The 25,602-nt window shown below is 72.3% G+C and carries 20 protein-coding genes; 14 read left to right on the forward strand and 6 right to left on the reverse strand.

Annotated elements, in window-relative coordinates; translation table 11 throughout:
• Positions 1-53 precede the first annotated feature (53 nt).
• A complete protein-coding gene (locus tag JWP64_RS18050) occupies positions 54-1,133 on the forward strand; it encodes an amidohydrolase family protein (RefSeq protein ID WP_297498506.1) in 1,080 nt (359 codons plus the stop codon).
• Positions 1,130-2,203: an amidohydrolase family protein gene (locus tag JWP64_RS18055; RefSeq protein ID WP_297498508.1), complete on the forward strand. Its 1,074-nt coding sequence runs from the start codon at positions 1,130-1,132 to the stop codon at positions 2,201-2,203. Before JWP64_RS18050 ends, JWP64_RS18055 begins: the two co-directional genes overlap by 4 nt.
• A gap of 111 nt (positions 2,204-2,314) precedes the next feature.
• On the opposite strand, the gene JWP64_RS18060 is transcribed toward JWP64_RS18055, so the two are convergent.
• A complete protein-coding gene (locus JWP64_RS18060; protein WP_297498511.1) occupies positions 2,315-3,454 on the reverse strand; it encodes a mandelate racemase/muconate lactonizing enzyme family protein in 1,140 nt (379 codons plus the stop codon).
• A 164-nt stretch (positions 3,455-3,618) separates the two neighbouring features.
• On the opposite strand from JWP64_RS18060, the gene JWP64_RS18065 reads away from it, so the two are divergent.
• From JWP64_RS18065 to JWP64_RS18085, 5 genes are all read left to right on the forward strand, one after another.
• Positions 3,619-4,608, forward strand: a complete 990-nt coding sequence (locus JWP64_RS18065) for an LLM class flavin-dependent oxidoreductase (protein WP_297498514.1) — start codon at positions 3,619-3,621, stop codon at positions 4,606-4,608.
• 18 nt (positions 4,609-4,626) lie between these two features.
• On the forward strand, positions 4,627-6,264 hold the full coding sequence (locus JWP64_RS18070; protein WP_297498516.1) for an NAD(P)/FAD-dependent oxidoreductase: 1,638 nt from the start codon (positions 4,627-4,629) through the stop codon (positions 6,262-6,264).
• Between the two features lie 325 nt (positions 6,265-6,589).
• Positions 6,590-7,492, forward strand: a complete 903-nt coding sequence (locus JWP64_RS18075) for an alpha/beta hydrolase (RefSeq protein ID WP_297498518.1) — start codon at positions 6,590-6,592, stop codon at positions 7,490-7,492.
• A 134-nt stretch (positions 7,493-7,626) separates the two neighbouring features.
• On the forward strand, positions 7,627-7,827 hold the full coding sequence (locus JWP64_RS18080; protein WP_297498521.1) for a hypothetical protein: 201 nt from the start codon (positions 7,627-7,629) through the stop codon (positions 7,825-7,827).
• Between the two features lie 202 nt (positions 7,828-8,029).
• Entirely contained in the window at positions 8,030-9,346 is a 1,317-nt protein-coding gene (locus tag JWP64_RS18085) for an MFS transporter (protein WP_297498601.1), read from the forward strand.
• Positions 9,347-9,370: 24 nt separating this feature from the next.
• On the opposite strand, the gene JWP64_RS18090 is transcribed toward JWP64_RS18085, so the two are convergent.
• On the reverse strand, positions 9,371-10,072 hold the full coding sequence (locus JWP64_RS18090) for a FadR/GntR family transcriptional regulator (RefSeq protein WP_297498524.1): 702 nt from the start codon (positions 10,070-10,072) through the stop codon (positions 9,371-9,373).
• A 146-nt stretch (positions 10,073-10,218) separates the two neighbouring features.
• Here JWP64_RS18090 and JWP64_RS18095 point away from each other — a divergent pair, with 146 nt between their 5' ends.
• A complete protein-coding gene (locus JWP64_RS18095; protein WP_297498527.1) occupies positions 10,219-10,755 on the forward strand; it encodes a gluconokinase in 537 nt (178 codons plus the stop codon).
• A gap of 2 nt (positions 10,756-10,757) precedes the next feature.
• Complete coding sequence (locus JWP64_RS18100) at positions 10,758-12,203, forward strand: gluconate:H+ symporter (protein WP_297498530.1); 1,446 nt, start codon at positions 10,758-10,760, stop codon at positions 12,201-12,203.
• Between the two features lie 130 nt (positions 12,204-12,333).
• Here JWP64_RS18100 and JWP64_RS18105 read toward each other — a convergent pair whose 3' ends face one another.
• Positions 12,334-12,801 (reverse strand): phosphate-starvation-inducible PsiE family protein, encoded by a 468-nt coding sequence (locus JWP64_RS18105; protein ID WP_297498533.1) that lies wholly within the window; start codon positions 12,799-12,801, stop codon positions 12,334-12,336.
• 238 nt (positions 12,802-13,039) lie between these two features.
• Between JWP64_RS18105 and JWP64_RS18110 the strand changes: the two genes are divergently transcribed.
• The 3 genes from JWP64_RS18110 to cydD are packed head-to-tail and all read left to right on the forward strand — an operon-like array spanning position 13,040 to position 19,163.
• Complete coding sequence (locus JWP64_RS18110; protein WP_297498535.1) at positions 13,040-14,437, forward strand: cytochrome ubiquinol oxidase subunit I; 1,398 nt, start codon at positions 13,040-13,042, stop codon at positions 14,435-14,437.
• Positions 14,438-14,454: 17 nt separating this feature from the next.
• The gene (cydB, locus tag JWP64_RS18115) at positions 14,455-15,492 is read left to right on the forward strand and encodes a cytochrome d ubiquinol oxidase subunit II (protein WP_297498539.1); all 1,038 of its coding nucleotides are present in this window, start codon (positions 14,455-14,457) and stop codon (positions 15,490-15,492) included.
• 8 nt (positions 15,493-15,500) lie between these two features.
• Positions 15,501-19,163, forward strand: coding sequence for a thiol reductant ABC exporter subunit CydD (cydD, locus tag JWP64_RS18120; RefSeq protein ID WP_297498542.1), 3,663 nt, complete (start codon positions 15,501-15,503; stop codon positions 19,161-19,163).
• Positions 19,164-19,225: 62 nt separating this feature from the next.
• Here cydD and JWP64_RS18125 read toward each other — a convergent pair whose 3' ends face one another.
• Positions 19,226-21,151, reverse strand: a complete 1,926-nt coding sequence (locus tag JWP64_RS18125) for an MFS transporter (RefSeq protein ID WP_297498544.1) — start codon at positions 21,149-21,151, stop codon at positions 19,226-19,228.
• A 362-nt stretch (positions 21,152-21,513) separates the two neighbouring features.
• Here JWP64_RS18125 and JWP64_RS18130 point away from each other — a divergent pair, with 362 nt between their 5' ends.
• A complete protein-coding gene (locus JWP64_RS18130) occupies positions 21,514-21,930 on the forward strand; it encodes an SseB family protein (protein WP_297498547.1) in 417 nt (138 codons plus the stop codon).
• 85 nt (positions 21,931-22,015) lie between these two features.
• Positions 22,016-22,150, forward strand: a complete 135-nt coding sequence (locus tag JWP64_RS18135; protein WP_297498550.1) for a hypothetical protein — start codon at positions 22,016-22,018, stop codon at positions 22,148-22,150.
• Positions 22,151-22,305: 155 nt separating this feature from the next.
• Here the strand turns inward: JWP64_RS18135 and JWP64_RS18140 are convergent, their stop codons facing one another.
• A complete protein-coding gene (locus tag JWP64_RS18140) occupies positions 22,306-23,646 on the reverse strand; it encodes an FAD-dependent monooxygenase (protein ID WP_297498553.1) in 1,341 nt (446 codons plus the stop codon).
• Complete coding sequence (locus JWP64_RS18145; protein ID WP_297498556.1) at positions 23,643-25,556, reverse strand: ABC transporter ATP-binding protein; 1,914 nt, start codon at positions 25,554-25,556, stop codon at positions 23,643-23,645. The genes JWP64_RS18140 and JWP64_RS18145 overlap by 4 nt, the downstream gene beginning before the upstream one ends.
• Between the last annotated feature and the right edge of the window lie 46 nt (positions 25,557-25,602).

Here is a 25,602-nt window from a genome sequence, read left to right on the forward strand (position 1 = left end):
ACCCGTTCGCAGCGGGCGCTCGGTGGCGACGTCGAGGACGACGCGGGGGCGAGATGAGCACCGGTCGCATCGACTGCGACGTGCACCCTGCCGTCCCCGAGATCTCGGCGCTGTTCCCGTTCCTCTCGCAGCGGTGGGTGGACTACTGCGTCGAGAGCGGGGTCGAGGGGTTCGAGCCGGCGTCCTACCCGCCAGGGATGCCGCTCTCGGCCCGGCCGGACACCCGACGCGCGGGGGTGCCGCCGGGGTCGGACCCTGCTGTGGTGCGCGCGCAGGTTCTCGACCACGGTGGCGCCGGCCGTGCGATCCTCAACTGCCTCTACGCGGTGCAGGCGCTGCACAACCCGGACTGGGCCGCAGCCATGGCCCGCGCGGTCAACGACTGGCAGGCGGCGCGCTGGCTGAGCGCCGACCCGCGGTTCGTGGCCTCCATCGTGGTGTCGCCGCACGACTCCCGCGGTGCCGCCGACGAGATCGCCAGGGTCGCGGTGGACCGGCGCTTCGTCCAGGTCATGCTTCTCGCGTCGTCGCAGACGCCGCTGGGGCAGCGGGCGCACTGGCCGATCTTCGCCGCGGCGGAGGCCGCAGGCCTGCCGGTGGCGATCCACCCGGGGGTCTCCGGGGCCAACCCGCTCTCGGCCGTCGGCTGGCCCTCCCACTACATCGAGGACTACGCGGGCACGGCTCTGGCGTTGCAGTCCCAACTGATCAGCCTGGTGTCCGAGGGCGTGTTCCGGGTCCACCCCGGACTGCGGGTCGTGCTGCTGGAGAGCGGGGTCACCTGGCTGCCGTCGCTGATGTGGCGCTTCGACAAGAACTGGAAGGGGCTGCGCCGGGAGGTCCCCTGGGTGGATCGGCCGCCGTCGCGCATCATCCGGGACCACGTGCTGCTCAGCGTGGCACCGTTCGACGGTCCTCCCGACCCGCCGCCGGGCTGGGTCGACCGTTTCCTCACGCAGCTGGGGTCGACGGACATGCTGGTGTTCGCCAGCGACTACCCGCACTGGCACCACGGCGACGTCGAGCGTGCCCTGCTCCGCCATCTGTCTCCCGCCGAGCGGGAGCAGGTGCTGCACGGCAACGCCGCCCGCCTCTACCGTCTGGAGAGCGACGAGAGGGAGGCCGCGCGATGACCCGCACCGTCCAACGCCTGATCGACTGCGACGTGCACAACGCGGTCCCCTCGGACACGGCCCTGTCGCCGTACCTGTCCGCCCGCTGGCGGCGCCACCTGGAACTGGTGGGCTCGCGGACCTACTCGCCGTTCACCAAGGGCTACGCGTACCCCAAGGCGGCGAAGTTCGCCAGCAGGCACGATGCCTGGCCGCTGTCGGGGGCGCTGCCCGGCTCCGACCTCGAGTTCATGCGCGAGCAGCTGCTCGACGCGTACCCGATCGACTACGCGGTGCTCAACTGCCTGTACCGGGCCGCCGAGCAACGCAACGACCTCTACGGCGCGGCCCTGGCGCGGGCGGTCAACGAGTGGCAGGTCGAGCACTGGCTGGAGCGGGATCCCCGGCTGCGGGCCTCGATCACGGTGCCGTTCGAGTCCCCGGCGCTGGCCGCGGCGGAGATCGATCGCGCCGCCGCCCATCCCGGCTTCGTCCAGGTCCTGCTGTTCCCCCGGACCCGGCAGCCGTTGGGCCGTCGTCACTACTGGCCGATCTACGAGGCGGCGGGCCGGGCCGGGCTGCCGGTGGGGATCCACGCGGCCTCGACGACGCCGGGGCCGATCACGCCGGCGGGTTGGCCCTCCTACTACATCGAGGACCACACGGCCCTGTCCGTCGCGTTCCAGGCCCAGGTGATCAGCTTGATCATGGAAGGCGTGTTCGACCGCTTCCCGGAGCTGCGGGTCGTGCTGCTGGAGGGCGGGTTCGCCTGGATCCCGTCGATGAGGTGGCGCCTCGACGCCCTGTACGCGCGCCTGCACGAGGAGGTGCCCGACCTCGAGCACCCGCCCTCGTACTACCTGCGGCACCGGATCCGCAGCACCACCCAGCCGATGGAGGAGCCCGAGCACCCGGCCGACCTGGTGCCGCTGCTCCAGGAGATCGGCGAGGACGTGTTGATGTTCTCCACCGACTATCCGCACTGGGATTTCGACAACCCGCACCGGGCGTTCCAGACCGCGGTCCCGCCGGATCTGCGGACGCGGATCATGAACGACAACGCGCGCGAGTACTACCGGTTCACGCCATGACCTGTGGGAGGGCGTGGGACACCGTGAGCGGGTGGGCGGGACCGGCGCACGAGCCGGCCGCGGAGCCGCCGCCCCCGAGCCCGGGATCGCACCTGACGGATCGCCCGCCGGTCAGCGGACGAAGCCGGGGCCCTCGATCACCGGGTGCGCGGCGAGGAAGTCCTCGTCCACCTCGACCCCGAGACCCGGCCCCTCCGGCGGGAGCACCGTCCCGTCGGGACGCACGGTGATCGACGACGACACCAACTCGTCGCGGAACAGGTTGTCGTGGCTGACGTCGGCCTCGAAGTACCCGGCGTTCTCGGTCGCGGCGAGGAGGTGCACCGTGGCGGCCATGTTCAGCCCGGTCGAGGCGGTGTGCGGGTTCAGCGGCAGTTTCCAGGCCGAGGCCAGCGCGGCGATCCGCTGCACCTCCGTCAGCCCGCCGGACTTGGAGAGGTCGGGCTGGAGCACCGAGACGGCGCCGTCCTCGATCAGCCGGTGGAACTCGAAGCGCGTGTAGTGGTTCTCTCCCGCCGCGAGCGGCACTCCGGCGAACCGGGCCGCCGCCGCGTAGCTGCGGTGGTCGTGCGGCGGGAACGGCTCCTCCAACCAGCCGACCTGCTGATCGCGGAGCCCCGGCGCGATCCGCCGCACGTCCTCGAGGTCGTAGGCGGTGTTGGCGTCGGCGAGGATCTGCAGTGCCGGGAACGCCGAGCGGACCGCGGAGATCCGCGCGAGGTCGTCCACGGGGTTGTCGCCGATCCGGAGCTTGACCGCCCGATAGCCGCGCTCGACCAGCGGCCACACCTCGTCGACCAGGAAGCCCGGCTCGCTCCAGCCCAGCGCGACCCCGCCGGCATAGGCCTCGACCGGCCGCGACGCCCCGCCGAGCAGCCGGTACACCGGCCACCCCACCGCCTTCCCGCGGATGTCCCACAACGCCATGTCGATGCCGCTCATCGCGATCGCCGCGGCGGCACCGAGCCCGTGGCTCGCGAGCTGCGCGGTGTAGATCGTCGTCCAGACGCCGACCGTGTCGGCGGCGTCGAGCCCGACCACCAGGTCCCTCAGCGTGCGGTTGACGAGGTGCCCCACGGTCCCGGGAGAGCGGGCATGGTGCGACTCTCCCCAGCCGACGAGGCCGTCCGTCGTCCGCACCCGGACCACGACGGCGTCACGCTTGACCACCTTGCCGATCCCCAGCCGCTCACCGGCCCGCGCCGACACCGGGAACGAGGTGGGAAAGGCGGTGACGTCCGCGATCTGCATGTTCTGGGTCCTTCCGGGAAGGGGCCGGCCGGTCGGGCGCCGGAACCGTCGCCGCCGTGAATAGCGGGAATCTCCCCGGTTCGCCACCGGACGGAGCACGTGTCCCGCGATCGGACACTCGTCGACGTCACAGCTGGTTACCGTCGGGGCATTCCCTATTCCGCTTGCCGGAGGTCTCCGTGAAGATTTCATGCGCGTTCGCCACGTCGTTGGACAGTCACGAGCACGCCCGAATCGCCGAGACACTGGGTTATGAGCGCGCCTTCTTCTACGACTCGCCCGCTCTCTACCCCGACGTCTGGGTTCAGCTCTGCCGCGCCGCAGAGCGCACCGAGCGGATCGTCCTGGGCCCCGGCGTGCTGATCCCGAGCCTGCGCCACCCGATGGTCACCGCCTCGGCCATCGGGACGTTGGCCTCGATCGCGGGCGCCGAACGCACGATGGTCGGCGTCGGCTCCGGCTTCACCGGGCGACTTTCCATGGGCAAGCGGCCCGTCCCGTGGGCCAAGGTCAAGGAGTACGTGCTCGTCGTGGCGGCCCTGCTCCGGGGCGAGGAGGTCGAGTGGGACGGCGGGATCATGCAGATGCTGGCCCCGAACGACCGGTACGCCCCGGCCCGGCCGATCGACGTCCCGTGGGTGGTCGCGGCCAACGGGCCGAAGGGCTACGGGGTGACCCGTGAGCTCGGCGCCGAGGTGCTGACCATCCTGGTGCCGAACCCGGACTTCGCCTCGAGCGTCATCCTGGACTTCGGGACCGTGCTCGAGGACGGCGAGGACCCCGGCTCGGACCGTGTGGTCGACGCGGCCGGGCACGGGCTGAGCGTCGTCCTGCACTGGGCCGTCGAGCACAATGTCATCGACGAGCTGCTGCCGGAGCGGGGACACGAGTGGGCCGCCGCCTACGACGACGTGCCGAAGGAGAAGCGGCACCTGGCCCTGCACGACCGGCACCTGGTGGCCGTGAACGAGCGCGACCGTCCCTTCGTCACCGGCGAGCTGATGGTCAAGGGCGGGCTGGCGCTCACGGCGTCGGAGTGGCGGGACAAGCTCGCCAAGCTGGAAGCGGCCGGGAGCACCGAGATCGCCTATCAGCCCGCAGGCCCGGACATCCCGCGCGAGCTCGAGGCCTTCGCGGCCGCCGCCCGGGCATAGGCGAACGGGAGCGACGACGTGACTGCGACGCAGTCCGACCAGGTGGCAGGCGGCGACGCCGTGCGGGAGATGGACATCCTCGTCGTGGGCGCGGGGTTCGCGGGCCTGTACCAACTCGACCGGCTGCGCAAGCTCGGGTTCTCGGTCCAGATCTGGGAGGCGGGCTCCGATCTCGGGGGCATCTGGTACTGGAACTGCTATCCCGGGGCCCGGGTGGACACCGCCGCCCCGATCTACCAGTACTCCCGGGAGGATCTGTGGCGGGACTGGAACTTCAGCGAGCTCTACCCGAGGTGGGACGAGGTCCGCCGGTACTTCCACTACGTCGACGAGAAGCTCGACCTGAGCCGCGACATCCGCTTCGAGACCCGGGTCACCGGCGCGGAGTTCGACGAGGATGCGCACCGCTGGCTGGTCCGGGCCGACGACGGTTCGACGGCGCGGCCCCGCTACCTCGTGATGTGTACCGGGTTCGGTGCCAAACCCTACGTGCCGGATCTCGAGGGGCTCGAGAGCTTCGGCGGCACCTGGCACCACACCGCCCTGTGGCCGCAGGAGGGCCTCGACCTCGCAGGCAAGCGCGTCGGGGTCGTCGGAACGGGGGCCAGCGGCGTGCAGGTGATCCAGGAGGCCGCCGCCGACGCTGCTCACGTGACGGTCTTCCAGCGCACCCCCAACCTGGCCCTGCCCATGCGGCAGGAGTCCCTCGACGAGGACACCCAGGGTCGGATGAAGGAGGAGTACCCGGATCGGTTCGCGATGCGGGCCAGGTCGTTCGCCGGTTTCGACATGGACTTCATCCCCCGGGCGGCGGCGGACCTCTCGCCCGAGGAACGGCGGGCAGGTTATGAGCGCCTGTGGCAGGAGGGAGGTTTCCACTTCTGGCTCGCGACGTTCCAGGACATCCTCTTCGACAAGGAGTCGAACGACACCGCCTACGAGTTCTGGCGGGAGAAGGTCCGGGCCCGGATCGATGATCCGGCGCTGGCCGAGAAGCTCGCGCCGACCGATCCGATCCACCCCTTCGGGGTGAAGCGCCCTTCGCTGGAACAGAACTACTACGAGGTCTACAACCAGGACAACGTCGCACTCGTCGACCTGCGCGAGAACCCGATCCGGCGGGTCACCGGGGAGGGCGTCGAGACGGCCGACGGCGTGCACGAGCTCGACGTGCTGGTGCTGGCCACCGGATTCGACTCCGTCACCGGCGGGCTGACCCAGATCGACATCCGCGGCACGGGTGGAACGACGCTGAAGGACAAATGGGCCGGCGGTGTCGGGGCCCACCTCGGCGTGGCCACCGCGGAGTTCCCGAACCTGTTGTTCATCTACGGCCCGCAGAGCCCGTCGGGGTTCTGCAACGGCCCGTCCTGTGCCGAGCTCCAGGGCGACGAGATCGTCGACCTCCTGGTGCACCTGCGCGACCAGGGCCTGACCCGGATCGAGACCGAGCCGGACGCCGACCAGGCGTGGCGCCGGCACGTCGCCGACGTGGTCGCCACGAGCCTGTTCGTCAAGGCCGATTCCTGGTACATGGGCGCCAACATCCCCGGCAAGACGCGAGAGATCCTCAACTACCCGGCCGGGCTGCCGGCCTACCTGGACAAGTGGAGGGAGAGCAAAGACGCGGGCTATTCCGGATTCGTCATGAAATAGAAGACCGGGTCGGCGATCCGCGCAATTCGTCAGCTCGGCCCTGGCTCCGGCCTGGGTCAGGTTCACCACAACGGTGACCCGTGCCCTCCACCGGGGCCAGGGAGGACGGCGTCATGTCGAGTGCCCGAGACGGCCGTCGGACCGGAGCCCGGATCCGCAGGGGACTCGCGGCGGGCGCGACGGTCGGGGTGCTCGCCCTCGCGGCCTGCAGCGCGCCCACCATCTCCTCGGCCGCGCCGGCGCCGGCGGCCTCCTACGCCGCGGCGCCCTGCCCGAACCCGATCTACCCGGGCGTCGCGCAGCTCGACCTCGGCGCGGGCGTGGAGTGCGGGTACCCGACCGTGCCCGAGAACCGCTCCGCGCCGAACGGGCGCACACTCCGGCTCGCCGTGGCGCGGGCCGAGGCCACCGCACCGAACCCGAAGCCCGATCCGCTCGTCTACCTTTCCGGCGGGCCCGGCGGCAGCGGGCTGCCCAGTGCGGCGCAGCGGATCGCGGCGGCTGGAACGGCGACCGCGACGTCCTCTTCCTGGACCAACGCGGCACCTGGAAGTCCGATCCCCTGCTGTCCTGCCCGGAGATCGACGCCTTCCTCTCCGACTGGGTCGGCCTGAACAGCCTCGACCCGGCGACGGCGGCCCGGAGCGCGACGGCGACCGGGGCGTGCCACGACCGGCTGGCCGCCACCGGTGCGGACCTGGCGGCCTACGACACCACCGAGAACGCGGCCGACGTCGCCGACCTCCGGACAGCATTGGGCATCGACGAATGGAACCTCTACGGCGTCTCCTACGGCACCGATCTCTGCGCCGAGTCCGCCGACGGGACGAGCAGCGACGCCATGCTCGCGGAGGGGAGGAAGGTGCTCCCCGAACTGCCCGACGCCGTTCTCGCCCTGGCCCCGCAGGCCCCGTACATCTTCGGCGACTGCGCCCGGTGGAACGTGCCGGCCGCGCCCCCGTCCGTACACGCCCCCACCGCGAGTGACGGGCCGGTCCTGATCCTCGACGGGGGCCTGGACGCGGTCACCGCCCCCGCCAACGGCGAGCTCGTCGCGCGACTGCGGCCCGCGGCCACCCGGGTGGTCTTCCCGGACTCGGCCCACGACGTCCTGCTCTCGTCCACGCCCTGCGCGCTCACGGTGATGCGCAGCTTCCTGGACCAGCCGACGGCCCCGGACGTCCGGTGCGCCGTCGGGCTCACCCCCGCGCCGTTCGCGACGGGGTGAGGCGGACCTCCGGTCGCCGTGGAGTTCCCGACCCGGGTGCTCCCGCTGCGCGACGTTCGAATTCTCCCTGCCGGTCGGACGTGCGGCTATAGTCCGTACTCCGGTGGCGCGAGTGGCCGGACTCGGAGGCGGACATGAGGTTCGGCGGGGTACTCGTCGTCGTCTGGCTGATCATCGGCGCCGTGGCGTCCTACCAGCGCGGGTATTTCTCGGGGGACACCAATGTCAATTGCGCCGAGTTCGGCACCGTGCTGCTCACCGTCGTCGCCGGCCCGTTGAACTATCTGGGCGTGAATCCTCAGATCGACTGCACGCTTCCCCAGCCCTCACAATGAGACGTGAGAACGGTCGCGGCCGCGAGAGCGGCTCGAACGCGGTGCCGGCGATCTGCTGACCCGAGCCCTCTCGCTGGGTAGCGTCGGCGCGTCCGCATCCGCCGGACGCCGCGACCCACCTCCGAGCCCGGGAGATCCTGTGTCCGCATCCCCGCACAGCGCGCCGCCGCGCCGCTCGATCGTCAAGATCGTCGCCGCGAGCATGCTCGGCACGACCGTGGAGTGGTACGACTTCTTCCTCTACGGCGTCGCCGCGGCGATCGTCCTGCCCGCGGTCTTCTTCCCGGCGGCCGATCCGGTCGCGGGGACCCTGCTGTCGTTCGGCACCTTCGCGATCGGGTTCGTGGCCCGTCCGGTGGGCGGGCTCGTGTTCGGCCACTACGGCGACAAGATCGGCCGTAAGAAACTCCTCGTCCTGAGCCTGCTCATGATGGGCATCGCTACGTTCGCCATCGGACTGCTGCCGGGATACAACACCATCGGCGTCGCGGCCCCGGTGCTCCTCGTGGTGCTCCGGCTCGTCCAGGGCTTCGCCCTCGGCGGCGAATGGGGCGGCGCGGTGCTGATCGTCTCCGAGCACGGTGAGGCGTCGCGGCGCGGGTTCTGGGCGAGCTGGCCCCAGGCCGGGGCCCCGGCCGGGCAGCTGCTGGCGAACGGTTTGCTGGCGTTGCTGGCCGTCTTCCAGAGCGAGGAGACCTTCCAGGCGTGGGGCTGGCGGATCCCCTTCCTGCTCTCCGCCGTTCTGGTCCTCATCGGTCTCTACGTCCGGCTCTCCGTCGAGGAGTCCCCGGTGTTCCGGGCCGCCCAGGCCCGCGCCGCCGAGCGCGAGGCCGCGGACACCGCCGCCGGGATCAAGACCACGATGCCGATCGTCGACGTGTTCCGCCGCTACCCGCGGGAGGTGTTCACCGCGATGGGCGCCCGCTTCGCCGAGAACGTCTCCTACTACATCTTCACCATCGTCATCTCCACCTACATGAAGGAACGGTTCGGGCTGCCGTCCTCGTTCGTGCTCGGCGCGGTGCTGATCGGCGCCGCGTTCCACGTCGTCACCATCCCGATGTGGGGCGCGGTGTCGGACCGGATCGGGCGCAAGCCCGTCTACCTCTTCGGCGCGGTCGGTGTCGGCGCGTGGGCCTTCGTGTTCTTCGCCCTGCTGGACACCCGCAACTTCGCGCTCGCCGCCGTCGCCGTCGTCGTCGGGCTGTTCTTCCACGGGGCGATGTACGGGCCGCAGGCGGCGTTCCTGTCCGAGCTGTTCGGCACCCGCGTCCGCTACTCCGGGGTGTCCATCGGTTATCAGCTCGCGTCGGTCGCGGCGGGCGGACTCGCGCCGATCATCTCGGTCGCACTCCTGGCCGCCTTCGGGACCGGCTACGCGATCGCCTGCTACGTCGCGGCGAGCTCGCTGCTGACGATCCTGGCGGTGGCGACGTACCGCGAGACCCGCGGTCGCGACCTGGCCGCCGACGACGGGGAGACGGCCGATCCGTCGTCGGCCGCGTCGACCGAGGCCTGACGACCGCAACGCCCCGGCGGGCGCTCAGTCGGGCAGCATCGCCTCCGCCGCCTCGGAGATGATCTCCGTCATCGCGCGGTGCGCCGCTGCGGCATCCCCGGACTGGACCGCCTGCGCGACGTCGGCGTGCAACCGGATCGCAGCCTGTTCCGGTCGGGCCGGCATCAGTCCGTGCAGGGTGCGGCCGGTCAGGACCTCGGCGACGACGTCGGCGTGCGCGGCGAGCATCTCGTTCCCCGAGGCCTCCAGCAGCGTCCGGTGGAACAGGATGTCCGCGTCCAGATAGGCCTGTAGGTCGCCGGCGCGGCCGTGCACGGCCATGTCCATGACGGCCCCGGTGAGCCTCCCGCACTGTTCGGGCGTCGCCCGGCCGGCGGCGTACCGCGCCGCCACCGGCTCGATTCCCGTCCGCAGCTCCGACAACGAACGCAGCTGCGCCTCGCGGTCGACGCCGGCGAGCCGCCACCGGATGATCATCGGGTCGTAGACGTTCCAGCGGGATCTCGGCTCGACGGTCACCCCGACGCGACGGCGGCTGGTCACCATGCCCATCGACTCGAGCACGCGCACCGCCTCCCTGGCCACGGTCCGGGACACGGCGAAGTGCGACTCCAGCTCCTCGAGCCGCAGCACCTGCCCCTCGACGAGGTCGCCGTCGGCGATCCGGCGCCCCAGCTTCTCGAGGAGGTCGGCGTGCAGCCCTGTAGCAGTGCCGGTACGCGTCACCGTCGAATCATCGCACCTTTGGCAGCACTGCCTCCTGCTGTCAGCGTAAAGTAGTATCTAAAACGATTCAGTCTTGCATTGATACTACTTAAGACTCATAGTCCTCTCATCGCTCCATCGCAGGGGCAGCCGAGAGGATCGCAACGATGCCCATCCACCCCTCGCACGACCACCCGCCGATCGTGACGGTCATGGGCGTGTCCGGCTCGGGCAAGACCACGGTCGGGGCGGCCCTCGCACAGCGACTACGGGTGCCCTTCGCCGACGCCGACGACTTCCACCCGCCGGAGAACGTCGCCAAGATGTCGGCCGGCACCCCGCTCGACGACCTCGACCGCCTGCCGTGGCTGCACACCATCGGTTCCTGGCAGGCCGAGCACGCCGCCGTCGGCGCGGTCGTCAGCTGCTCCGCCCTCAAACGGTGGTACCGCGACGTCCTGCGGGAGGCGGCGCCCCGGCAGACCTTCGTCCACCTCGACGGGCACCCGGACGTCGTCGCCCGCCGCGTGGCCGGCAGGCCCGGCCACTTCATGCCCGCCAGCCTCGTCGAGTCCCAGTTCGCCACGCTCGAACCGCTCGGCGACGGCGAGCACGGGCTCACGCTCGACCTCGACCTGCCCGTCGACGAGCTCGTCTCGCGCTACGTCGCCGCCATCACCCCGCACATCGGCCAGGGAGCCTGACCATGACCACCCTCGTCCTCGCCCAAGCCGCGGCGACCACCGGCTCCGGGACCCGGCTGATCCTGGCGGCGCTGATCGGCATCGCCGTGATCGTCGTCCTCATCACCCGCTTCAAGGTCCACCCGTTCCTGGGCCTGACCCTCGGCTCCCTCGTCGTCGCCGGCATCGCCGGACTCCCCGCCTCCGCAGCGGTGGAGAGCTTCGTGAAGGGCTTCGGCAGCACCGCGGGCAGCGTCGGCACGCTGATCGCGCTGGGTGCCATGTTCGGCAAGCTGCTCGCCGACTCCGGCGGCGCGGACCAGATCGTCGACACGATCATCGGCCGGTCCAGCGCCCGCACCCTGCCCTGGGCCATGGCCGGGGTCGGCGCGCTCATCGGACTGCCGATGTTCTTCGAGATCGGCCTCGTCCTGCTGATGCCGGTGATCTTCCTCGTCGCCCGTCGGTCCGGACTCTCGCTCGTCAAGGTCGGCATCCCGGCGCTGGCCGGCCTCTCGGCGATGCACGGCCTCGTCCCGCCCCACCCCGGCCCGCTCGTCGCCATCGACGCCCTCAAGGCCAACCTCGGCATCACGCTGGCCCTCGGCGTCCTGGTCGCCGTCCCGACCGTCGCCATCGCCGGGCCGCTGTTCGCCCGCTACGCCGCCCGCTGGGTGAACGTCCCGGCCCCGGACCTGTTCACCGGAACCGACGGCGACGGCCCCGGTGACGGCACCACCCGCTCCGACGGTCCTTCGGACGGTCCGGGCGCCGCCACTGCGCTGGACCGCCGCACGGTCTCCCGGCCCACCTTCGCCATCACCCTCGCCACGGTGCTGCTGCCCGTGGTCCTGATGATGGGCAAGGCGCTCGTGGACATCTTCGCCGCCAAGGGCACCCTGCTCCGGGACGGCCTCGACTTCGTCGGCACCCCGCTGATCGCCCTGCTCATCGCCGTCGTCGTGGCCGTCTTCACCCTCGGCCGCGGCGCCGGGATGGACGCCCGGGCCATCGCCCGCTCCCTCGAGCAGGCGTTGCCCCCGGTCGCCGGGATCCTGCTCATCGTCGCCGCCGGCGGCGGGTTCAAGCAGACCCTGATCGACACCAAGCTCGGCGACCTCATCGCCACCTGGGTCCAGGGCAGCGGCGTGTCGATCCTCCTGCTCGCCTGGGTCATCGCCGTCCTCATCCGGCTCGCGACCGGCTCGGCCACCGTCGCCACGGTCACCGCGTCGGGCATCCTCGCCCCACTCGTGGTCACCCTCGACCCAGCCCACACCTCACTGCTGGTCCTCGCCGTCGGCGCCGGTTCGGTCTTCTTCTCCCATGTCAACGACGCCGGCTTCTGGCTCGTCAAGGAGTACTTCGGCCTGTCGGTGGGCCAGACCGTCAAGACCTGGTCGCTGATGGAGACGGCGATCTCCGTGGTGGGGCTGGTGCTCGTCCTGCTCCTCGGTCTGGTCGTCTGACACCTCGACCGACACCACGGGCCCACACGACGCGGCGGCAGGCCATCGGCCTGCCGCCGCGATCGGTCTGCGCCGGGAGACCCCGCGCATCCTCCCGCCGAAGCGTGCTCTGCCCCGGGAGACGAGGTCGTCACCGCGGTTGCCCAGCGGCGAGGGTGAGCGAGCGCCGCCAGACCAGGGCGGTGACGGCCATGACGAGGATCAGCGTCATCAGGATGAGCAGTTCGATGCCCTGGGCGTTCCACCGGAACGACTGCTCGGCCTCGGCGGTCAGGACGAGTACTCGCCGGATACCTGCGACCAGGCCGATGACGAGGAAGGGCTCGGGATCCAGGGCACCCCGGTGGCGGAGTGCGATGGCGACCGTGTGCAGGAGTTCGGCGACGATGAACAGCAGGAGGGTCTCCTCGAGAACCGCGAGCACGATCACCGGCAGGTCGTAGGGACCGGCCAGGACGATCGCGACGTGACGCACGGTGTCGACGATCAGCGCGAGTCCCAGTACCGCGAGCAGTACCGCGACGACCACGTGGATGACGTCCTCGGTGACCTCGATGGCGCGAACCGTGCGCCCCGTGAGCCCGTCGGTCCCCACCACCGACGCGATTGTTCAGCACCGCCGTTCCCCGAGCCTGGTCCCGGGGGCATGAGATGGGGCCGCACGAGCCGACCTGTCAGGACCACCGGCCCGGCGGACCGGAAGCCCGCCCGCAGCGCGGGCGCTGTCCTGGGAGGTCGGCTCGACCTGCCAGACCTCGCGCCACTGGGCCAATGCACCCCGGCCGTCGTCGTCACAGACTTCGAACGGCCCGGTACGCCGAGAGAGGGAGAGGTCGGTGGACCAGCTCGATCTCGCGAGGTGGCAGTTCGGGATCACTACCGTCTACCACTTCTTCTTCGTCCCGCTCACCATCGGCATGGCCTGGGTGGTGGCCGGGTTCGAGACGGCGTGGGTGCGCACCGGCAACCCCGTGCACCGCCGCCTGACGATGTTCTTCGGGCGGCTCTTCATGATCGTCTTCGTCCTCGGGACGGTCACCGGGATCGTGCAGGAGTTCCAGTTCGGGATGAACTGGAGCGCGTACTCGCGCTTCGTCGGGGACGTGTTCGGTCCCCCGTTGGCGTTCGAGGGACTCCTGGCATTCTTCCTGGAGGCGACGTTCATCGGGCTGTGGATCTTCGGGTGGGACCGGCTCGGCCCCCGGCTGCACCTGGCCACGATCTACCTGGTGGCGGTCGGTTCGCTGGTCTCCGCGTTCTTCATCCTGGCGGCGAACTCATGGATGCAGCACCCGGTGGGGTTCGTGGTCGACCGGGAGGAAGGGCGCGCGGAGCTCACCGACCTGGGCGCCGTCCTCACCAACTCCACGACACTGGTCGCGGTCTACCACACGCTCTCGGCGGCGTTCCTCACCGCGGGCGCCTTCGTGCTCGGCGTCAGCGCCTGGCAGCTGTGGCGGCGCGGCGACAGCCCGGACGCGCCCTCGTTCCGCCGCGCGGCGCGCGCGGGCATGTGGATGTCGCTGGCCGCCGGTGTCGCCGTCCTCTCGTCCGGCCACGTCCAGGGCGTGATCATGACGCAGCAGCAGCCGATGAAGATCGCGGCGGCCGAGGCGCTCTACCACACCGAGCAGCCCGCCGCGTTCTCGCTGATCACGATCGGCACGCTGGACGGCTCGCGGGAGATCTGGAGCGTCAAGGTCCCGGGCCTGCTGTCGTTCCTCGCGACCGGCTCGTTCGACGGCAGGGTCGAGGGCATCTACGACCTCCAGGACCGGTACGTCCAGCAGTTCGGCCCGGGCGACTACCGCCCGGTCGTCCCCCTGACGTACTGGACCTACCGGTTGATGATCGGCTGCGGAGCGCTGGCCGTGGCGATCGCGGCGACCGGCCTGTGGCTCACGCGCCGGGGCCGGCAGCCGGCGAGCCCGTGGTTCCACCGCGCAGCGGTCACCGCCATCGGGCTGCCGCTGCTGGCGAACTCGTTCGGCTGGATCTTCACCGAGATGGGCAGGCAGCCCTGGGTCGTGTGGGGGCAGATGAGGACCGCCGCCGGGGTCTCGCCGACCGTCGGCGCCGGCACCGTCCTCACGTCGATGATCGTCTTCACCCTCCTCTACGGGGCGCTCGCGGTCGTGGGGGTCCTCCTCCTGCGCCGGCACGCCGCGGCCGGCCTCCCGGCGGAGGAACCGGACCCGGAGGACCGCGAACAGCGGGCCACGGTCGCCTACTGATCAGGAGCGGACTCGCCATGGGCCTTGCCGACGTCTGGTTCGTCGCCATCGCGGTGCTGTGGACCGGCTACTTCTTCCTGGAGGGTTTCGACTTCGGGGTCGGGGTGCTGCTGCCGGTGCTCGGCCGCACCGAGGAGGAGCGAGGCGCGCTGATCGACACGATCGGCGGCGTGTGGGACGGCAACGAGGTGTGGCTGATCGTCGCCGCCGGGGCGACCTTCGCCGCGTTCCCGCTGTGGTACGCGACGTTGTTCTCCAGCCTCTACGTCCCGCTCCTCGTCATCCTCGTCGCGCTGATCGTGCGGGGTGTGGCGTTCGAGTTCCGCGGCCGGGGCCAGACCGCCCGCTGGCGTGCGACCTGGGACGCGCTGCTCGTCGTCGGCAGCCTCGTCCCGGCGGTGCTCTGGGGCGTCGTGTTCGGCAACGTCGCCCGCGGCCTTCCCCTCGACGCCGAGCACCTCGACCGGGGCGGCCTCGGCGAGCTGCTCAACAGGCCCGCCCTGGTCGGCGGCCTCACCACTCTCACCCTGTTCCTGCTGCACGGCGCGCTGTTCCTGCGCCTGCGGACGGAGGGGGAGCTGAGGGTCCGGGCGCGGCGGGCGGCCACCTGGATCGCGCCCCTGGCGCTTCTCCCGACCGTCGTGTTCGTGGTCCGGGCGCAGGCGCAGCAGGGGAACACCGCGACGACGGCGACCGGCCTGGTCGCCGTCCTCTGCCTGCTCGGGGCCTGGGCGCTGAACCGGACCCGCACCGCGGCGGCCGGATTCGCGTTCAGCGGCACGGCGGTCGTCGCGGCGACGGCCACGCTGTTCCTGGCGCTGTACCCCGCCGTGCTGCCGTCGACCCTCGACCCGGCCTTCGACCTCACCGTGCACAACGCCAGCTCCACCGGCTACACCTTGACGATCATGACGTGGGCGGCGGGCATCTTCCTGCCGATCGTGGTGGCCTACCAAATCTGGACCTACCGGGTCTTCGCGCGCCGGATCGGCGCGACGGGTCCGTCCCGGGAACACGGGGCCGTCCACTCACCGGCCGGGTCCGGGCCGGCCTAGGCCCGCGGATGCCCACAGTTGACGGAACGAGCCTGCGCCCGCTGGATCCGCGGCTGCTCGCGCACGCCCGCGCCGCGCGCCCCTACCTGCTGTGGTGCGTCGCCTCGGGAATGGGCACCGCCGGGCTGCTCGTCGCGCAGGCCACGTTGATCGCCGGTGCCGTCACGAGCGCATTCCTCGACGGCGCCGACCTCGCCGCACTGGCGACGCCGATGGCCCTGCTGGCCGCGGTCGCGCTCGGCCGCGCGCTGCTCGACGGTGCCCAGGAGGTCGCGGGGCACCGGGCGGGGGCGGCGGTCACGACGGAGCTACGCGCCCGGCTGCTCGACCAGGCGATGCGGCTCGGCCCGGGGTGGCTGTCCGCCGAGCGTTGCGGCGAGCTGACCGCGCTGGCCACCCGGGGCATCGACGCCCTCGACGGCTACTTCTCCCGCTACCTCCCGCAGCTCGTGCTCGCGGTCGTGGTGCCGGTCGTCGTGCTGCTCACGGTGTTCGGCGTCGACCCCCCGGCGGCCGTCACGATCGCGGCGACCCTGCCGCTGGTGCCCGTGTTCATGGTCCTGGTCGGGTTGGCGACCCGGCAGCACGCGGACCGGCAGTGGCGCGCGCTGGCCGTGCTCGCGGGGCACTTCCTCGACGTCGTCGCCGGACTGCCCACGCTGAAGGTCTTCGGCAGAGCCCGCGCCCAGGCCGCCACGATCCGCGCCGTCACCGACGACCATGCCCGCGCGGCCCTGCGCACGCTCCGGATGGCGTTCCTGTCCGCACTGGTGCTGGAGCTGCTCTCGACGCTGTCCGTGGCGCTGGTCGCCGTCGGCGTCGGGCTGCGTCTGGTCGCCGGGTCGGTCGACCTGCGCACCGCCCTCGTCGTGCTGATCCTCGCGCCGGAGGTGTACCGGCCCCTGCGGCAGGTGGGCGTGCACCACCACGCGTGCGTCGAGGGCCTCGCGGCGGCACGGCGGGTGTTCGAGGTGCTGGAGACGGCCCCGGCGCCCGTGCGCGGCCCGGCCGCGGTTCCCGACCTGCGTATGCATCCGATGCGGGTGGAGGCGGTCACGGTGACCTATCCGGGCGCGGCCCGGGCCGCGCTCGCCGACGTGTCGCTGGAGCTGGACCCCGGGGAGACCGTCGCGCTCGTGGGGCCGTCCGGCTGCGGGAAGTCGACCCTGGCCGCGCTGCTCGTCGGCGTCGTCCGGCCCACCGGCGGCCGGATCACCGTGGGCGGCGTCGACGCCGCCGCGTTCGAGCCCGACACCTGGCGGGCTCACGTCGCCCACCTGCCCCAGCGACCGCGGCTGTTCGCCGGCACCATCGCCGACAACGTCCGGCTGGCTCGGCCGGAGGCCCCGGCCTGGGCGGTGCGGGCTGCGCTGCACACCGCCGGGGCGGGCTTCGTCGACCGGCTCCCGGGAGGCGTCGACACCCGGCTCGGGGAGGGCGGAGCCGGGCTCTCGGCGGGCGAGCGGCAACGGGTGGCCCTGGCCAGGGCCCTGCTACCGGACGCCCGGCTGCTCGTCCTGGACGAGCCGACGAGCGGGCTGGACGCCGCGGCCGAGCAGGCTGTCGTCGACGGCCTGCGGGTGGCCCGTGCCGGCCGGACGATCCTGCTCGTCACCCATCGGCCGGCGCTGCTCGCCCTGGCCGACCGCGTCGTCCGGCTGGGCCCGGTGCCCGGGGCACCCGCATCGCCGGAGACCGGGGTCGAGGAGCCGGTGCCGGAACCCGGCCGGCACCAAGGCCGGGCCGCCGCGGGCGAGAAGCCGACACCGACGGCCGGGCGCGCCCGCGACGGGCGGGAGCCGCGTCCGACGGAGCGCCCTGGCGGGAGGGGGCCCGCCGCCGGCTTCCCGCGCCGGCGCTCCGCCGTACGGCGGGTGGCGGAGTTCGGCCGGCCCGCCCTGAGGCGCCTGGCGCTCGCGGCGCTGTGCGGTGCGGTGGCGACGGCCGCGGGCGTCGGGCTGATGGCCACGTCCGCCTGGCTGATCTCCCGGGCCGCCCAGCACCCGCCGATCCTGTACCTGCTGGTGGCGGTCGGGGCGGTCCGGGCCTTCAGCCTCGCTCGGGCCGGTTTCCGCTACGCCGAGCGGCTGGCCTCGCACGACGCCGCGTTCCAGGTGCTGCGGGAGCTGCGCGTCGCGATGTGGAGGCGCCTGGAACGGGTCGCCCCGGCGGGGCTGCCGGAGTACCGGTCGGGAGACCTGCTCGCCCGGCTCGTCGCCGACGTCGACGCGCAGCAGGACCTGTTCCTCCGCGTCGCCGTCCCGTACGCGGCGGCCGCGGTGGCCGGGGCCGGTGCCGTCGCGCTGCTGTGGTGGCTGTTGCCGGGAGCCGGTCTCGTGCTGCTCGTGGCGCTGCTCCTCACCGCCGTCGCGGTGCCGTGGCTCGCGGCACGGGCCGGACGGCAGGCCGAGCACCGGGTCGCGCCGCTGCGCGGGCAGCTGTCCGACGGGATCGTCGAGCTGCTCGGCGGGGCCCGCGATCTCCTGGCCTGCCGCGCCGCCGGCCGCCGGCTGGAGCGGGTTTCGGACATCGACCGGACGCTGCAGCGTGCCCGGGCCGCCGCCGCGACGTCCACCGGGCTCGCCGCCGGCCTGACCACCCTCGCCGCCGGGGCCGCGATGTGGGTGGCACTCGCCCTGGGCGTGGCCGCCGTCCGCTCCGGCGCGCTCGACGGGGTGGTCCTCGCCGTGCTCGTGCTCGTACCGCTGGCGGCGGTCGAGGTGGTGGCGGTGCTGGCCCGGGCGCCCCAGGACCTCCGGCGGGTCCGCCGCTCGGCGGAACGGGTGGTCGACGTACTCGAGCGGCCGCCGCCGGTGCGCGAGCCGCCGACCCCGGTGGCCCTGCCCGGCCCGCCGCACACGCTGCGCGTCGAGGGCCTGCGGGTGTACTGGCCCGGCGCCGCGACCCCGGCGGTCGACGGGCTCGACCTCGACCTGACACCCGGCCGCCGAGTCGCGGTCGTCGGGCCGAGCGGTTCGGGCAAGAGCACGCTGGTCGCGGTGCTGCTGCGGTTCCTGGACCCGGCCGCGGGCCGGGTCACCCTCGACGGCGTCGACGTCACCACGCTGGCCGGAGACGACGTGCGGCGGGTGCTCACACTCTGCGCACAGGACGCACACGTCTTCGACACGAGCATCGGCGAGAACGTGCTGCTCGCCCGGCGCTCGGCCGGCCCGCGCGAGGTGCGGGCCGCCCTGGCGGCCGCGCGTCTCCTCGACTGGGTCGACGGCCTGCCCGACGGCAGCGCGACGGCCGTCGGCGAGCACGGGTCCCGCGTCTCCGGCGGCCAGCGCCAGCGCATCGCGCTGGCCAGGGCATTGCTGGCCGACCGGCCGGTGCTGCTGCTCGACGAACCCACCGAGCACCTCGACCTCGCCACGGCCGACGCGCTGGCCGCCGAGCTGCTGGCCGCGACGGCCGGGCGCACGACGTTGCTGCTCACCCACCGGCTCGCGGCCCTCGGGGAAGTGGACGAGATCGTCGTGCTCGACGGGGGCCGCGTCGTCGAGCGCGGGACGCACGCCCGACTCCTCGCGGCCCGCGGGCCGTACCGGCGCATGTGGGACCTCGAGCGGGACGCACGGCGGTTCTGTGATCCGGCGCCGCCGACCGGGGGCGGGGGTGAGGTGGGCGCCCTCGCTCCGGCCCGGTTCGGGCCCGCGGCACCGTGACCGTCACGCGCCGAACGCCCCTGACGTCACCTGCGTCCGCGGCGCGGAGGGCGTCCCCGCGGTCAGCGGTCGGCGGTGGTCCGTCTGGTGCTGCCCCGTCCGCGGCCTCGCCGCGGGCCGTAGCTGACACGCGACAGTTGCTGGACGCGCCCCTCGTCCACGGCCTGTCGCAGCGCGCGGCGGAACCGGCCGGGGCCCCAGAGACGCCCACCCACGTAGCCCGCCAACGCTCCGGTCTGGGTGGCTCCCAACCCGTCGAGGGCGCTCTCGATCGCGGCGACCTCCCGGTCCAGGGCTTCGTCCGACGCCGCCGACCAACGGCTCGTCGTGCCTGCCGTGCCGATCTGGCCGGGGGAGTAGAACGCCGAGCCGGGACCGGGCCGCAGGATGCGCAGCCCGTGCCGCTCGTGGGCGTCCCGCTCCGCGGCGCGCCTCAGGATCCGCATGTTCCGTTCGCGCGCCGTCCGGTGCTGCTCCTCGGTGGCGCGGCTGGGCTCCCGCGCGGCCTGGATGGCGCCTTGTCGCCGAGGATCCGCCTCGGCCTCCTCCGCGGTGAGCGGGGTGGCGATGTTCTCCAGCGACTTGCCCTCGGCCCGCACCCCGAGTGCCAGCTCCGCCACTCCACCGAGCGCCATCGCCGCCGCGCCGATGAAGAAGCCCAGCGCGATGAGCCCGCGGCTGCCGCTGTGGATGAAGTTGCCGAACAGCAGCGGGCCCGCGATGCCGCCCACCGCGGTGCCGACGGCGTAGAACAGCGCGATCGCCAGACCGCGGATCTCCAGCGGGAACACCTCGCTGACGGTGAGGTACGCGGAGCTGGCGCCCGCGGACGCGAGGAAGAACGACGCGAGCAGCAGCGCCATGAACGAGGTCGTGGTGAGCGACCCGTTGCCCAGCAGGATCCCGAGGACGGTGACCAGCGCCGCCGAACCCAGGTACGTCCCCGCGATCATCGGGATCCGGCCGACCGTGTCGAACAGGCGCCCCAGCAGCAGCGGACCCAGGAAGTTGCTCGCCGCGAACAGGACCATGTAGCCGGGCACCGTCGACGAACTCACGCCGAACTCCCTGCTGAGCAGGGTCCCGAGGTCGAACACGACCGCGTTGTAGAGGAACGCCTGCCCGATGAACAGCGCGAGACCCAGCACCGCGCGGTTGGGGTAGCGCCGGAAGGCGATCAAGACGAGCTCCCGGTAGCGGATGTTCTGCCGCCGCCGGACGGTGATCTCGTAGGCCGGGGGCGGCAACTCGGCGCCCGTCTCCGCCCGTACCTGCCGCTCGATGTCCGAGACGATTCGCTCGGCCTCGTCCTCCCGGCCGCGGAGCAGCAGCCAGCGTGGACTCTCGGGCACGTGTCTACGGACCAGGAGGATGCCCAGGCCGATCACGAAGCCGAGGCCGAAGGCGATCCGCCAGCCGAGGCTCGGCGCGAACAGCGACGCGTCGAGCAGCAGCAGCGACACCAGGGCGCCGAGCCCGGACCCCACCCAGAAGCTCCCGTTGATGGCGAGGTCCACCTGCCCGCGGTTGCGGGCCGGGATGAGCTCGTCGATCGCCGAGTTGATGGCCGAGTACTCCCCGCCGATGCCGACCCCGGTGAAGAACCGGCAGAGGAAGAAGTACCAGGGGGCGAAGGCGAACGCGGTCAGCACGGTCGCCACCAGGTAGATGGCGAGCGTGACCATGAAGAGCTTCTTGCGCCCGAGGCGGTCGGTGAGCTGACCGAAGAACAGCGCTCCGAGGCACGCCCCCGCGACGTACAGCGCGGCGCCCGTCCCGATGTCGGCTGCCGTCAGCGTGATCCCGCTGCCCGGCTCGATCATCCGGGAGGCCACCGCGCCGACGATCGTGACCTCGAGGCCGTCGAGGATCCACACCGCTCCGAGGCCGAGCACGACCCGCCAGTGGAACCGCGACCACGGCAGGCGGTCGAGGCGAGCCGGGATCGAGGTTCGGAGGGTCGCTCCCGAGCCGGACACGTCCACCATGTGTGCCACCTCCTCCGGCACCGGGGTTTCGCAGCCTTCCGGCACCGGGTCTTCGAGCCGAATTCTGCGAACCGCGGTGCCCTGGGGCACCGGCCCGGCGGCACCACTCTCGATGCGTCTTTCGCCCCGCCAGCGCAACGGCGTCACCGCTCCGCGTCGGTGGCCCCGGGCGGTCTCAGGGGCCGCGGGAACCTGTCGACTGGCCCGGCGGGGCCACGGCGGGGACGCCGCGCTGGTGCTGCGGGGCCGAAGATGCCGAGGGTCCGCGCCCGGGAGCATCGGGTGGACGCCACAGGTGCCTCCGCGCGGTCGGCAGTGCTCGCCACCCGCACGAAGCGCCCTGGAGGAAAGGACGAGTCGTCATGACGTCGACCCCGGACGATGCCGCAACGGACGAGACCGCCGCGGGCCCGGACCCGGACACCGCCGCCCTTCTGCGTGACCTCGCGACGAGCATCGCGCTCCTGCCGCAGGTTCCGACGTCCGAGGGCGAGGAGCGACCCGAGGGTGCGATCGCACTGCCCGTCATCGAGCAGGACGGCCAGCGCTATATTCCCGTCTTCACCACCGAGGCCGCGCTGCGCTCGGCGGGGGCGGATGTCGACAGCGCGCTCCGCATCCCGCTCGCCCAGCTCGCCGCGAACTGGCCGTCGGACGACATGTGGCTCGCGGTGAACCCCGCCAGCGAGGACGGCCTCGGGCTTCCGCCCGACGTGGTGCGGGCTCTGCCCGTGTTCGCGGGCAGCCCGGACGGGGCAGGCGAGTCTCCACCGGGCTGACCAGCGCTCCGCCGCCGCGGGCACAGGGCGGGAGGCGGCGCCGGTCGAACCAGGCCTGCGGGGGATCCCGGATGAGCGGCCGCCGATGCTCGGTCTCCCCGACCAGGCCGGCGAGCACGTCCTCGGCATCCGGGACGGCGTCGATCTCCGCCCGGATCCGGGGGAGGGGGGCGCCGTGGCGAATCCGGGTTCGCCGAGCAAGCGCCAGTGGCCGCGGTGACGGCTTCCGTTTCGGCTTCGTCGGCGACCACGACCTCGTGGCCGCCGCGCTGCGCCGCCAGCACCAGCGTCGGTTGGAGGTGCCCTTCGCCGGGGAAGGCCGTGATCAGGATTCGCATTGCCGGCCCTTCCACAGGAACGGCGCCGCCCGCCGGCCTACTTTCCGGCGCGCCCGTCCCTCCGCGCGCTCGCGCCGACCAGCCGCTCCGGCTCGGCGCTCTGCGCACGCCACGGGGTGGTCGTCCGCGCGTGCTGGTCGGGGACCTCCGCCGCCGGGGGCTCCGGGGCCGAGCGAGGTGCGGGGGAGCGAAGGGGCTCGCCGCGTTTGCGTGCGAGGTAGAAGCGGCGCCCGGTCTCGTACCAGCGGTGCACGGTCCGCACCGGCGCGAGCTGTTCGGCGTTGTGCACCTGGTGCCGCCACGGCGGCAGGGGACCCTGCCGAGCGGCCATCGCGGCGGCGAAGGCCACCCCGTCCCGGTCGGTGTAGCGGTCGGCGTGCTCGTACCAGGCCATGCTGCTCCGCGCGGCCGCCTGCGAGCGGTTCATCGGCCGTCGGCGCTGCTTCTCGTACTCGCGCAGCGCGAGGGGCACGCTCTCCGGGTGCTCGTACAGGGCCTGCGCGAGATCGATCGCGTCGATGATCGCCAGCCGGGTCCCGGACCCGATCGTGAAGTGGGTCGTGTGGGCGGCGTCGCCGAGAAGCACCACGTTGTCCTGGTACCAGTGCGCATTGCGCACCTCGGCGAAGTGCAACCACCGCGCGGGCCGGCCGCGGGACTCGCTGATCAGCGAACCCCCGCCCAGGACGTCGGCGAAGATCTTCTCCAACGTCCGGACGCCGTCCTCGCTGCTCATCGTGCCGAATCCGAGCCCGTCCCAGGTCCGTTGCTGGCACTCCACGATGAAGGTGCTGATCCCCGAGCTCGACGGGTAGGCGTGACACCAGACCAACCCGGCCGGCGTCTCCTGGAAGGCGAATACGAAGCTGTCGAACACCTTGTCGGTACCCAGCCAGATGTAGGGGTTGGCCCCCGAGGTGGTCGTCGTGCCGAAGCCGCCGTGGAGCTGCCGGACCCGGCTGCTGGCGCCGTCGGCCCCGACGACGACGTCGGCGTCGGCGAAGGCCGACAGGTCGTCGACCTCGTGCCGGTACCGGATGTCGACCCCGAGGTCGCTGGCGCGGCGGGCGAGGATGTCGAGCATGGCCGCGCGGCCCACGCTGTAGCCGTACCCGGGGTAGTAGGCGGTCCGCTCGCGGCGCAGCCGGACCTCCTGCTGCTGCCACAGGACGGACGCGGCCCGCAGCTTGCGCGCGCTCTCGGAGTCGTTGACGTACAGGGTGTCGAGCAGGTCGTCCCAGTACACGACGCCCCAGCCGTAGGTGGCTCCGGGCTGGTCGCGCTCGAGGATGGTGATCTCGTGACCCGCGTCGCGCAGCTTCGCCGAGATGGCGAAGTACAGCGCGCCGGGGCCTCCGCCTACGACGGCGATCTTCATGGCACGACTCCATTCGGACGTCCGGTTGCCGACGACGCCGCGAGGGGCGGATGGCCTTCGTGCGGCCGCCCGTCCGCGCGGTGGTGCAGCTGGTACAGGTGGGCGTAGCGCTCGTTGTTGCCGAGTAGCTCGGAGTGGGTTCCGCTCTCCGTGACGCGGCCCTGGTCGATATAGAGGATCTGGTCCGCGTCGGTGACCGTGAGCAGGTTGTGCGAGATCACGAGGGTGGTGCGGCCCGTCATGAGCCGCCTCAGCGGGGCGAGGATCCGTTCGCCGGTCCCGGCGTCCAGGCCCGCGGTGGGCTCGTCGAGGAGCAGGATCGGGGCGTTGCGGATCATCGCGCGGGCGATGGCGATCCGCTGGCGCTGCCCACCGGACAGCAACCGCCCGCGCTGCCCGACCCGTGTGTCGTAGCCCTCGGGGAGCGCTTCGATGAACTCGGCCGCGTCGGCGGCGCGGGCTGCGTCGGCGAGTTCGTGGCGGCTCGCCTCGGGGCGGCCGGCGAGGATGTTGTCGGCGATCGTGCCGTCGAGCAGCAGGGTCTCCTGCAGCACGATCGCGATGTTGTCGCGCAGCTGTCCGGGGTCGAGCTCACGCAGGTCGTGACCGTCCAGCGTGATCCGGCCGCCGGTGGGGTCGTAGAAGCGCAGCAGGAGTTTCATCAGCGTGGTTTTGCCCGCGCCGCTGTCCCCCACGATGGCGGTCGTCTCGCCAGGCCGTGCGGTGAAGCCGACCTCCTGCAGGACGTCCACGGCCGTCCCGGGATAGCGGAAGCAGACCTCCTCGAGACCCAGGACGCCGGACACGCGGGCCCCGGACGGAGGCAGCGAGCGGTCCCGCCGGGGCAGCTGAACGGGGTGCGCCGGCGCTACCACATCCGGCTTCTCGTCGAGCAGTTCGATGATCCGCTCGGCGCCCGCCGCGGCGGCGAAGACCGTGTTGGAGAGCTGGCCGAGACTCCGCACCGGACCGTAGAGCTGGGAGAGGTACACGAGGAACACGAGCAGGCCGCCCAGGGTGATCCGGTCGAGGGTCAGCTGCCAGACGCCCACCCCGATGATCGACATGACGCCGAAGACCTGGAACAGGTCGGTCAGCGGCGGGAACAGGCCGGCGATCCGGGTCGCGGCGAGCGCCGCGCGCACACTGCCGAGGCCCTGGTCGGAGAACCTCTCGATCTCGGCCTTCTCGCGACCGTAGGCCTGCACCAGAACCGCGTTGCCCAGGCTCTCCTCCGCCACCGAATTGATCGAGCCGCTGCGCCGGCGGACCTCACGGGACGCGTTCTTGATCTGCCGGCCGAAGACCCGTGCCAGCAGCCAGAAGAACGGCACGGCGACCAACGCCATCACGGCGAGCAGCCAGTTGAGATAGAACAGCAGCCCGGTGAACAAACCGATCTTGAGCAGTGCGGAGGCCATCTGGGCCACGCCCGCGAGGACCAGGCTCTCGATGGCGGCGACGTCGCCGGTGAGGCGGCTGAGAATGTCTCCGAGGCGGTGCCGGTCGAAGAAGCTCACCGAGAGCGTGTGCAGATGGGCGAAGACCCGGGTGCGCATCCGCTGCAGGAAGTTCTCCCCGATCCACGCGGCCAGGTAATGGTCGGCGAACCCGACGGTGCCACCCAGGATCGTCAGCCCGATGTAGGCCCCGGCCACCCACCAGAACGCGCGGAAGTTCTGCGGCGTGAGCACGTCGTCGACCAGGAGCTTGTACATCCAGATCTCCGCGGCCTCCAGCAGCGGGGACACCACGACGAAGACCAGGCTGACGTACAACCACTTCCGGAACGGCCGGACGTCGGGCCAGAACCGGCGGAAGATCTTCCGGACACTCACGGCCGGGGCGGCCTCGACCAGACCGTCGGCCACGGCCTCCGGGAAGAACAGCGCTCTGAACCGCCTCCACACCCGCGGCCACCACCTTTCTCTCCGGGCGGAGGCAGTGGCCCCCTTC

Origin of the sequence: Pseudonocardia sp. (assembly GCF_025465255.1) — a bacterium.
In the GTDB taxonomy this organism is placed as follows: Bacteria; Actinomycetota; Actinomycetes; order Mycobacteriales; family Pseudonocardiaceae; genus Pseudonocardia.

Bases quoted from the DNA above. Each gene is read 5' to 3' on its own strand.
- JWP64_RS18130 (WP_297498547.1), top strand. From the start codon at position 21,514: ATGACGTCGACCCCGGACGATGCCGCAACGGACGAGACCGCCGCGGGC.
- JWP64_RS18050 (WP_297498506.1), top strand. From the start codon at position 54: ATGAGCACCGGTCGCATCGACTGCGACGTGCACCCTGCCGTCCCCGAG.
- JWP64_RS18060 (WP_297498511.1), bottom strand. From the start codon at position 3,454: ATGCAGATCGCGGACGTCACCGCCTTTCCCACCTCGTTCCCGGTGTCG.
- JWP64_RS18135 (WP_297498550.1), top strand. From the start codon at position 22,016: ATGCTCGGTCTCCCCGACCAGGCCGGCGAGCACGTCCTCGGCATCCGG.
- cydD (WP_297498542.1), top strand. From the start codon at position 15,501: ATGCCCACAGTTGACGGAACGAGCCTGCGCCCGCTGGATCCGCGGCTG.
- JWP64_RS18095 (WP_297498527.1), top strand. From the start codon at position 10,219: ATGCCCATCCACCCCTCGCACGACCACCCGCCGATCGTGACGGTCATG.
- JWP64_RS18085 (WP_297498601.1), top strand. From the start codon at position 8,030: ATGCTCGGCACGACCGTGGAGTGGTACGACTTCTTCCTCTACGGCGTC.
- cydB (WP_297498539.1), top strand. From the start codon at position 14,455: ATGGGCCTTGCCGACGTCTGGTTCGTCGCCATCGCGGTGCTGTGGACC.
- JWP64_RS18055 (WP_297498508.1), top strand. From the start codon at position 1,130: ATGACCCGCACCGTCCAACGCCTGATCGACTGCGACGTGCACAACGCG.
- JWP64_RS18125 (WP_297498544.1), bottom strand. From the start codon at position 21,151: ATGGTGGACGTGTCCGGCTCGGGAGCGACCCTCCGAACCTCGATCCCG.
- JWP64_RS18100 (WP_297498530.1), top strand. From the start codon at position 10,758: ATGACCACCCTCGTCCTCGCCCAAGCCGCGGCGACCACCGGCTCCGGG.
- JWP64_RS18140 (WP_297498553.1), bottom strand. From the start codon at position 23,646: ATGAAGATCGCCGTCGTAGGCGGAGGCCCCGGCGCGCTGTACTTCGCC.
- JWP64_RS18080 (WP_297498521.1), top strand. From the start codon at position 7,627: ATGAGGTTCGGCGGGGTACTCGTCGTCGTCTGGCTGATCATCGGCGCC.